This is a genomic window from Streptomyces durbertensis (assembly GCF_014156695.1).
Lineage (GTDB): Bacteria > Actinomycetota > Actinomycetes > Streptomycetales > Streptomycetaceae > Streptomyces > Streptomyces durbertensis.
On record NZ_WMLF01000228.1, the window covers coordinates 1 to 8,366 of the forward strand.

At 70.2% G+C, this 8,366-nt stretch carries 10 protein-coding genes and 1 CRISPR repeat array; of the genes, 4 read left to right on the forward strand and 6 right to left on the reverse strand.

The window, feature by feature from the left end; all coding sequences use genetic code 11:
• Window positions 1-125 precede the first annotated feature (125 nt).
• Window positions 126-269, forward strand: a complete 144-nt coding sequence (gene cutA, locus GL263_RS29185) for a divalent cation tolerance protein CutA (RefSeq protein WP_369123514.1) — start codon at window positions 126-128, stop codon at window positions 267-269.
• 53 nt (window positions 270-322) lie between these two features.
• On the opposite strand, the gene GL263_RS15980 is transcribed toward cutA, so the two are convergent.
• Window positions 323-859: a flavoprotein gene (locus GL263_RS15980; RefSeq protein WP_182856391.1), complete on the reverse strand. Its 537-nt coding sequence runs from the start codon at window positions 857-859 to the stop codon at window positions 323-325.
• A complete protein-coding gene (locus tag GL263_RS15985; RefSeq protein ID WP_323379423.1) occupies window positions 856-2,064 on the reverse strand; it encodes a helix-turn-helix domain-containing protein in 1,209 nt (402 codons plus the stop codon). The genes GL263_RS15980 and GL263_RS15985 overlap by 4 nt, the downstream gene beginning before the upstream one ends.
• A gap of 533 nt (window positions 2,065-2,597) precedes the next feature.
• On the opposite strand from GL263_RS15985, the gene GL263_RS28420 reads away from it, so the two are divergent.
• The 3 genes from GL263_RS28420 (at window position 2,598) to GL263_RS15995 (ending at window position 3,689) form a co-directional block, all read left to right on the forward strand.
• Window positions 2,598-2,897: a hypothetical protein gene (locus GL263_RS28420; RefSeq protein ID WP_228456545.1), complete on the forward strand. Its 300-nt coding sequence runs from the start codon at window positions 2,598-2,600 to the stop codon at window positions 2,895-2,897.
• Window positions 2,898-3,133: 236 nt separating this feature from the next.
• Window positions 3,134-3,256 carry a hypothetical protein gene (locus GL263_RS28880; RefSeq protein WP_267132774.1) on the forward strand — a complete coding sequence of 41 codons (123 nt, stop codon included), beginning with the start codon at window positions 3,134-3,136 and terminating at the stop codon, window positions 3,254-3,256.
• Between the two features lie 67 nt (window positions 3,257-3,323).
• Complete coding sequence (locus tag GL263_RS15995; RefSeq protein WP_182856394.1) at window positions 3,324-3,689, forward strand: hypothetical protein; 366 nt, start codon at window positions 3,324-3,326, stop codon at window positions 3,687-3,689.
• A gap of 245 nt (window positions 3,690-3,934) precedes the next feature.
• Window positions 3,935-5,916: direct repeats of the CRISPR family, unit length 28 nt; unit sequence GGACGATCCCCGCGGGTGCGGGGCCGAG.
• 18 nt (window positions 5,917-5,934) lie between these two features.
• Here the strand turns inward: GL263_RS15995 and cas2e are convergent.
• The 4 genes from cas2e to GL263_RS16015 all read right to left on the reverse strand — a co-directional run.
• On the reverse strand, window positions 5,935-6,243 hold the full coding sequence (cas2e, locus tag GL263_RS16000) for a type I-E CRISPR-associated endoribonuclease Cas2e (RefSeq protein ID WP_182856395.1): 309 nt from the start codon (window positions 6,241-6,243) through the stop codon (window positions 5,935-5,937).
• Window positions 6,240-7,238 carry a type I-E CRISPR-associated endonuclease Cas1e gene (gene cas1e, locus GL263_RS16005; RefSeq protein ID WP_182856396.1) on the reverse strand — a complete coding sequence of 333 codons (999 nt, stop codon included), beginning with the start codon at window positions 7,236-7,238 and terminating at the stop codon, window positions 6,240-6,242. The genes cas2e and cas1e overlap by 4 nt, the downstream gene beginning before the upstream one ends.
• A gap of 4 nt (window positions 7,239-7,242) precedes the next feature.
• Window positions 7,243-7,992 carry a type I-E CRISPR-associated protein Cas6/Cse3/CasE gene (cas6e, locus tag GL263_RS16010; protein WP_182856397.1) on the reverse strand — a complete coding sequence of 250 codons (750 nt, stop codon included), beginning with the start codon at window positions 7,990-7,992 and terminating at the stop codon, window positions 7,243-7,245.
• Between the two features lie 5 nt (window positions 7,993-7,997).
• A partial coding sequence (locus tag GL263_RS16015) for a type I-E CRISPR-associated protein Cas5/CasD (RefSeq protein WP_323379424.1) occupies window positions 7,998-8,366 on the reverse strand: 369 nt, incomplete at its 5' end.

An 8,366-nucleotide genomic window follows, 5' to 3' on the forward strand; every position in this document is an offset into this window, starting at 1 on the left:
GCTCCCGCCCGCCCCCGCTGACCAAACCCAGCGGGGGCGCCTCCGTCTCCACACCTGTTGCGTGAGCGCCGCGTGAGCGAACGTCCCGTACGCACGAGAGACGGTCCAGCTCGGGACAGGAGCCACTGAAGTACCCCGAACTCGAAGCACATCTCCTCGAACGCCACCCGTGGGGCAAACTGGAGGTCACAGCGACCCCGATCGAGGCAGGTTCGACTTACTACCTCAGATGGATCGACTCCACGGTGCGCCCGCAGCCCTCGGAGTGATCCGAACCCGCCTCGCGGCCTTACCGGGCGATGGACCCCGCTGCCGCGACAAGCTACTGGCCCAACGCCTCACGCGCGGCGTTGATGCCTAGCAGCCATGGGAAGCGGGAAGTACTCCCCTGCTTGGGAGCGTGTGGTTCGCCAGGTCCGAAGACCACTCGCACGCCTTGGCCGCGTAGCGTTTCCACTGCCTGGTGGACGGCTGGCTGGGCGCCGAGGGCCGTTGACCAGAACGGCATGGCGATCACGGGGATGCCGAGGTGGACGGCTTCGGCGGGAATGCCGAGGGCGACGGTGTCGGTGATTCCGGCGGCCCACTTGCAGGCGCTGGTGGTCGTCGGGGGAGCGACCAGCATGGCGTCCGCCTTGGGGAGGCCGCCTGACTCGCCGGGCAGGGTGTACCGCGACCGTACGGGGTGACCGGTCAGCTTCTCCAACTCCCTGACTCGCGGCGCCCACCAGCGGGCGGCGGTCGGCGAGAGGACGAGGCACACGTCCCACCCGTCGGCCTGTGCGGCGTGTACGCCGGCATCGACGTACTCGGAAGGTCCGGCGGCAGTCGCAATGAGGTAGAGCACCGGCGAGGTCATGTCTGGAGTCCACACCGGCGTGCGAGTCCGGTCAACTCCGGCCCGGGGGTGGGCACGAGCTCAAGAAGTTCGGCGACGAGCCTGACCACGTCGGGCCTCCGCAACTCCTCGGGTGCGAGTCGCTCGGCGTTGAGGAGGTCGCGGATTGCCTCCTCGCGCCGCCGGGTGAGGGCCGCCGCGCGGGCCGTGGTGATCAGGAAGCGGGACTGCCGCTCGCGGCTGAGTTCCTGGACTGCAGGCGGCTCGATCTTCCGGGCGGTCTCCAGCGCCGACCAGGCGTCATCGAGACGCAGCAGCACGTCGGCTTCATGTAGCTGGACGTTTGTGAGGCCGAACTCGGTGAAGTCGCCGGATCGCTCGTCGATCAGTGCGATCTCGCGGGCGATTTCAAGCTGTTCAGCCGCTGTGGAGACCGCTTGCTGTGACCGTCCGTCGCCGGTGGCAGCCACAGCTGCCACCAGGTAGAGCATGCCAAGGGTGGACAGTCCGGCAGCGCCTTGGCGTTGGAGGTCAGGGCGAAGGGTGGTGGCGGTGCCCGTGGCGTAGCCGACAGCCGCAGCGTAGCGTCGCTGGTGTATCAGGCCCCGAGTAACGCGGCGGGCGGCGGCGCCCATCGCGACTGTATCGCCTGCCTGCTGTGCGGCCGCAAGAGCCCGGTCTGCGGCGAGAACGGCGGGTGTGCGCGTAGCCGCGCCGAACTTGAACAGCAGCGAGGCGGAAAGCTGGTAGGCCCGCGAGAGTAGTACGGCGGCAGCGGAAGTCGTCTCCGCCGTGCGGTGTGCAACAGCCAGCACTGCGGTAAGTTCCCGTGCCACGGTCGTGTAGCGACCTGCGGCCCAGGCCCGACGGCAGTACGTGATCCGTCGTTCCAGAGCGGCTACCTGTACTGCCTCGCCATCCGGAATAGGAGTGACGAGGACGTCAGCGAGCGCGGCTACCTCCGGTGGAGGCGCAGGCTCGGCGTTAGCGGGCTCGTCCGCCATGAGACGCGCCAACGGCACACGCAGTGCCACGGCTGCTCTCAGTAGGACCGACAACCGGGGATCCGTCTGCCGGTGCCCGCCCTCCAAGTCCTGCACCCACCGGCGACTCTGCCCCATCAGGCGGCCGAGTTCAGCTTGAGTGAGGCCACGACGCTCACGCCAGTACGCGATTCGGCGTCCAACCTGGTCGTGCACGGCGACCTCCCTTGAGAAGGCACGCACTTCGCGTACTCACGCATTGTGTCATCACCCTTACGGTCAGCGGTGCCGGATGACCATAGAAGGGACGTGACCACGCGTATGAGTCCTCCTACCCAGGTGCTGAGCCGTTGTGACAGGTACGGAAACCTCGCTCAGGCTGCCCGCGGCGTGTGCGGCGGTTGGGCCTGCCACCGCCTGGACCGTGTTCGCCCCGGAGAGTGGAGGCGCGCTTATGCGTGATCTCTGCGACCGCTGCGAGCGCGCCGAGCCTTCGGTGCGGACTGTCGCGATCATCGACCAGAACACCGGGCCCGGCTGGTCCCATCGCGTGTGTACGGCCTGTCTGCCGTACGGCCGAGGCGAGCTCGACGGCGACCGGTCCCAGACGGCGCGCGAGGAGGCCTCGCGGTGAGGAGGATGGCCGTGAGGCGTCGGATTGTCGTCGCTCGGGGTGGCTGGCCGGTCGGAGAGAAGGCGGACCATACGCGGCCGTTGGACGGGAACGCGTCTCGGCTGGTTCGGCCCTATGTGTCTGTCGAACGGCTGGCACCGCGTTGGGTGTCGTTGTCCGGCACGCGGTACGGGCCATGGGCATGGGCGCGGTGAGCACCGGAGGCGCCGATGGCGCTGACGTCGAGCTGTGTGGGCGGTGCCGGCCGAAGTGGCTGGAGACGGCATCGCTTGTCGTGTCGCGGTTGCCGTGTGTCCGACCGGCCGGGCACGAAGGTCCGCATGAGGACGCGGTCTGGCAGACGTGGGTCGAGCTGCCCCCGGGGCTGGTCTACGCGGTCGCGGTGACCTGCGTGGCCGCCAAGATCCGGCGGGCGTTCGCGGACGCCGAGGCCGACCGGTGAGCCGTCGCCGACGGCGCCGCGTCGAGCACGCCTTGGCCGCACAGGTCGTCTACTGCCTGCTGCTGGCCGGACTGCTTCTGCTCATCGTCCTCGGCGCCACGCCCTGAAGACCGGGCTGACGGGCGGTCGAGTGACTCCCGCCGGGTCGGCCCGCACAAGCCCGCCCCGGCCGCACATCCCTGGCAGGACCGGCCGGGGCGGATCGCAGGTAGCAACCCACCTACACGGAGGAGCCTATGCGCATCCCCTTCCGCTCGCTGTCCCTCGACCCTCAGGACGAGGGCCCGGACATCGACGACACCACCCCGCCGGCCGACGAACCGGACTGCGGTAGCGGCACTGGCTGCGGCCGCGAGTAGTACGTCCCCTGCGAATCGGCCGGTCCCTCGATAAGTGGGGCCGGCCACCAGGACCTCGGGAGGCCCTGTGCACCACTGGCACGCCTACGGGTACACCGGTCATGAGATTCCGCCGGACTCCCACGCCCGAGACGACGGCAGGGCGGTCATGCCACGGGAGTTGGACGCCTGGTTCCGGAAGCCGAAGACCATGCTGGCCGGCACCTACCATCACGTCGACGAGGCGTACGCGTGGCTCGCCAAGGAGCTGGGCGGACACACACCGGTGCCCGGCGGACTCCCCGTGGAGCTACACCTGGAACACGCACACCGCATGCTCCAACTCGGCCAGGACGCCTACATCGGCTACTACGAACCTGGCCGGATCGTCGTTCGTACGCTGCTGACATGCCCGCGCGGCCGCGAACGCTGCCCGGACCCGCGGTCGGCATAGCGGGTACCCTCCTGGCCTCGAACGCTCATTGTGGTCCAAGAACTGTCCGCAGAGACCTACGAGACGCGTACCAACGCCGCGTACACACAAATCCGTGACCGCCGATTCGCCTCAGGAAAGCCAAACGCAGAGGCAAGCGCGCAGCCCCGACTGCCCGGAGTGCTGCCGCGTGTGCGGGTCGGACGCGAGGACGACCCGCACACGCGGGGAGCAGACGGACCAGGGGGCGGTTCGGGACGTGGTCGGGACCATCCCCGCATGTGTGGGGCCGAGCAGATCCGCAGCGACTCCGGCCTGGCGGACCGCGGACGATCCCCGCGGGTGCGGGGCCGAGCCCGCCAGAGCGGCCTCCAGCGGCCCGCGAACCGGACGATCCCCGCGGGTGCGGGGCCGAGCACGAATGACCCTGGATTCATCGCATACTCGCCGGACGATCCCCGCGGGTGCGGGGCCGAGGCCGGGGGTGGACATCTCCGGGCTGGACGGCAGCGGACGATCCCCGCGGGTGCGGGGCCGAGGACTCAAGGCCGTGCCGACGTCTTAAGACTCGGGGGACGATCCCCGCGGGTGCGGGGCCGAGCCGTCAGCCCGCCGGCCGACTACGCAGACACCCGGACGATCCCCGCGGGTGCGGGGCCGAGGGGAAGTACCCGGAGAGCCACCCGCGATAGACCGGACGATCCCCGCGGGTGCGGGGCCGAGGGCGGCCTCGAACACCTCCGCCAGCGAAGGCTCGGACGATCCCCGCGGGTGCGGGGCCGAGGCGCGCCGACAGCCCACAGAAGCCCCGGAAGCGGGACGATCCCCGCGGGTGCGGGGCCGAGTGCAGTGACGCACCGGGGGTTTTTGCTGTTGAGGGACGATCCCCGCGGGTGCGGGGCCGAGAAGAACGGCCACGCGCTCGGCGTCCCGACCGGCGGACGATCCCCGCGGGTGCGGGGCCGAGTCCGCCTGGAGACGGAAAGCGGCCCACCTGCCAGGACGATCCCCGCGGGTGCGGGGCCGAGCACCGGCAGGACATCGCGGAGCACCAGCAGTCCGGACGATCCCCGCGGGTGCGGGGCCGAGAGCGGGTGCGAATCATCCACGCAGGTCAGCGAGGGACGATCCCCGCGGGTGCGGGGCCGAGGCCAGCCTCTCCCAGACGGTCGCCTGGATCCGCGGACGATCCCCGCGGGTGCGGGGCCGAGCCGAGACTCGCGTACGGCATGACCGGACCTGCCGGACGATCCCTGCGGGTGCGGGGCCGAGGCCGCCTCCGCACCACCGAGCACCGCGCCGGGCGGACGATCCCCGCGGGTGCGGGGCCGAGAAGGAGGGCCACGCGCTCGGCGTGCCGACCGGCGGACGATCCCCGCGGGTGCGGGGCCGAGATCGTGCTGATGTCGCCCAAGTCGACCCGCGCCGGACGATCCCCGCGGGTGCGGGGCCGAGCAGCGACCGCCGCATGGCACCTGAGCAGGGAAGGGACGATCCCCGCGGGTGCGGGGCCGAGGACCACTCGATCGGAAGCAGATCCGGGTCAGAGGGACGATCCCCGCGGGTGCGGGGCCGAGGGCGGCCATCTCCGTCTGCGCGGCGGCGTGCGCGGACGATCCCCGCGGGTGCGGGGCCGAGCTTGGGTAGGCTCTGCTGCTCCGGGATGCTCCAGGACGATCCCCGCGGGTGCGGGGCCGAGCCACCCCGCAGGCAGACGCGACCGGTTCCCCCCGGACGATCCCCGCGGGTGCGGGGCCGAGGCAAGGGGCCCGGAAAGGCCCGTCTCCCACCCCGGACGATCCCCGCGGGTGCGGGGCCGAGGACGGGCGAGGGGTCAGCCCGGCGCTGATCGGGGGACGATCCCCGCGGGTGCGGGGCCGAGGATTCCGGTGAGGAGGGTGCGGCATCGGATGGAGGACGATCCCCGCGGGTGCGGGGCCGAGTCGCGGCGCGCGGAGCGGACGGCACCCCACCCCGGACGATCCCCGCGGGTGCGGGGCCGAGGTCCTCGCGGGTGACCTCCCGCGCGGTGCGCCAGGACGATCCCCGCGGGTGCGGGGCCGAGATGGATGCAGGTGAGAGAGGTCTGTCGACCATAGGACGATCCCCGCGGGTGCGGGGCCGAGCAAGTCGACGGCATCCGCGAAGTCACCGCCATCGGACGATCCCCGCGGGTGCGGGGCCGAGTCGTCGTTTGGGAACTCGACGGCGACCGGATGGGGACGATCCCCGCGGGTGCGGGGCCGAGACTTTTTGAGCTGGGGTTTTAGCGCGGGGTGGGGGTGTTTTCGTTTAGTTGGGTTTGTGGGCGGGCGGAGAGGATGAGGCCGTCGTAGTCGACTGGGCGCCAGCGGTCGCGGCCGGCGGTTCGGACGGCCCATCCTTGTTCGTTGGTGGCGGGTTCGACGAGTACGGCTTGTCCGTCTCCGATGCGGGTGGCGAGCAGTTCCCAGAGGCGGTCGCGTACGCGGCGGTTGGGGTTGCCTACGAACACGCCGGCGTGGACTTCGACCATCCAGCGTGTCAGGTGGCCTCGTAGGCCTTCGGGGGCGGCGATGAGCACGATGACGGTCATGGGGTTGGTGGTGTGAAGTCGGGGCCGATGATGGCGATGTGGTTGTCGGTGGGGTCGTGTGGTGTGGGCATGGTTGTGGACCAGTTGGTACCGCCGGGGACGGTGCCGAGGTGTTCGTCCCAGAGTTGGTTCGCTTCGGTGTCGTCGGTGTTGGGGCCGTGTGTGGTGAGGAGGGTTCTGACGTCGTCGACGATGTGGTTGAGGAGTTTGTCCCGGGCGATGTGGTCGCGGAGGGCGAGTCGGGCGTCGCGTTCTTCGGTGAGGCCGTTCTTGGTGAGGTCGAAGGCGAGGGGGATGGTGTATTGGGCTTTGTAGAGGTCGGCGATGTCCAGGACGAAGGACAGGGCGGTGCCGGTGTGGACGAAGCCGAGGCCGGGGCTGGCTCCCAGGCCGATGATGACGGCGTGGCAGATGCCGTAGAGGGCGGCGTTGGCGGCGGACAGGAGTCGGTTGAGGTCGTCGCCTGCGGCGTGGGGGTCGCCTGCTTTGTAGACGCGGCCGTTCCAGGGGACGCCGGTGCGGTCGGAGTGGGCGCGGTAGATCTTGCGTACGCGGGCGCCTTCGCGGCCTCGTAGCTGTTGCATGGTCAGGTTGCTGACGTCTTCGCCTGGGAAGCGCTTGGCGTACATGCAGCGGGCGACGGTGAGGCGTTCTTTGGGGCGGGTGACCAGCCATGCTTGGCGGTGGAGTAGTCCGGCTGCGCGGCTTGTGCCGAGTCCGGCTGCGTACATGCGGACGCCTTGTTCGCCGACCCAGCAGACGGTTGTGCCGGAGTCGGCGAGGAGTCGCATGGCGCCGTGGGTGACGCGGGTTCCGGGGCCGAGGAGTACGACGGCGACCATGGCGGCGGGGAGGCGTACGGTCTGCTGTTTGTTGATGATGACGACGGCGTTCTCGTCGCGGTCGAGGTGGCTGCGTTCGACGTAGACGCTGGATACGCGGTCGGTGAGGCGGTGTAGGTCCTGGGGGGCGGCCTTCCACCAGATGTCGGGCATTGTGTCAGCTCCTCTGGCGGAGCGGGGCGAGGGTGAGGAGGCCGCAGCCGTAGGCCTTGGAGGGGCCGATGCCGTTGAGGAGCCTGTCGCGGAACACCGCTGGGTCGGTGATGCGGAGGCGTCCTTCGAATGTCGCGGTGCGGGTGACGACCTGGTGGCGGTGTTTGCCGTCTCGTTTGTCGAAGGACAGGCGGGCTGAGGAGGTGAGGCGGACGTCCCGGGGTTGTTCTCCGGCGTCGTCGAGGGTGTCTTCGAGGTGGGGGGCTGGTGGGATGTCGAAGCCCCAGCGTGTGGTGCGGGTGAGGAACCAGTTGAGTTGTGCTGCGGGGGTGCGGTGTCCGATGCGGAAGCTGCGTTCGGTGCCTTCTTTGAGTTTCAGCTCTTGGTTCGCCGTCGGCTTCTGGGGGCGTTTGGTGTTCTGGACCGGGCTTGCGGTGAGGCGGAAGGCGAACTCGCGGCCGAGGGCGAGTTGTTCGAGGAGCGGGGTGTAGTCACGGACGATGTAGTGCTCGCCGTCGGCGTCGGGCCAGCCGGCGTCCTCGCGGAGGTGGTTCCAGTCTGGTCGGGAGGTGGTCAGGACGAGCAGGTGGGGGCGGTGGGGGTTGTCGGAGTCGAGCCGCCAGAGGGTGCGTTCCTGTTCGGGTGTGCTGGGCAGGCCGTTTTGGACGGCGGCGTGCATGGCGCGGGGGCTGCCCAGGAGTTCGCGGCTGCGGGCGCGCAGGGGGTTGATGCGGATGCGTGAGAGGTAGGGCATGAGAGTCACCAGCCCAGGAGGGCGAAGGGGTCGTGGCCGTCGTCTTCGGTAGGGGGAGCCTTCGGGTCGGGAGTGAGGCCGGTGGCGACACGGAGGTAGGTGTGTCGGACGCGGCGGTTGGCGAAGGCGCGCTTCTTCGGGGCGTAGGTGAGGGGGACGTCCTCGCGTACGTCGTCTCCGGTGGGGTCGTCGAGGGTGGCGGGGAGGTCGATATGCGCGGCGTTGCGGTGTTGGTGTCCCCACAGCTTTCGTGCGCGGGGCGGGATCTGCCACGGCTCGTTGGTGAGGGCGTCGTGGAGTGTGCCGGTGCGTAGGCCGAGGTTGACGGGATGGGTCGGGGGGCATGAACGGCGCCCCAGGGCGAGTGGGTAGGC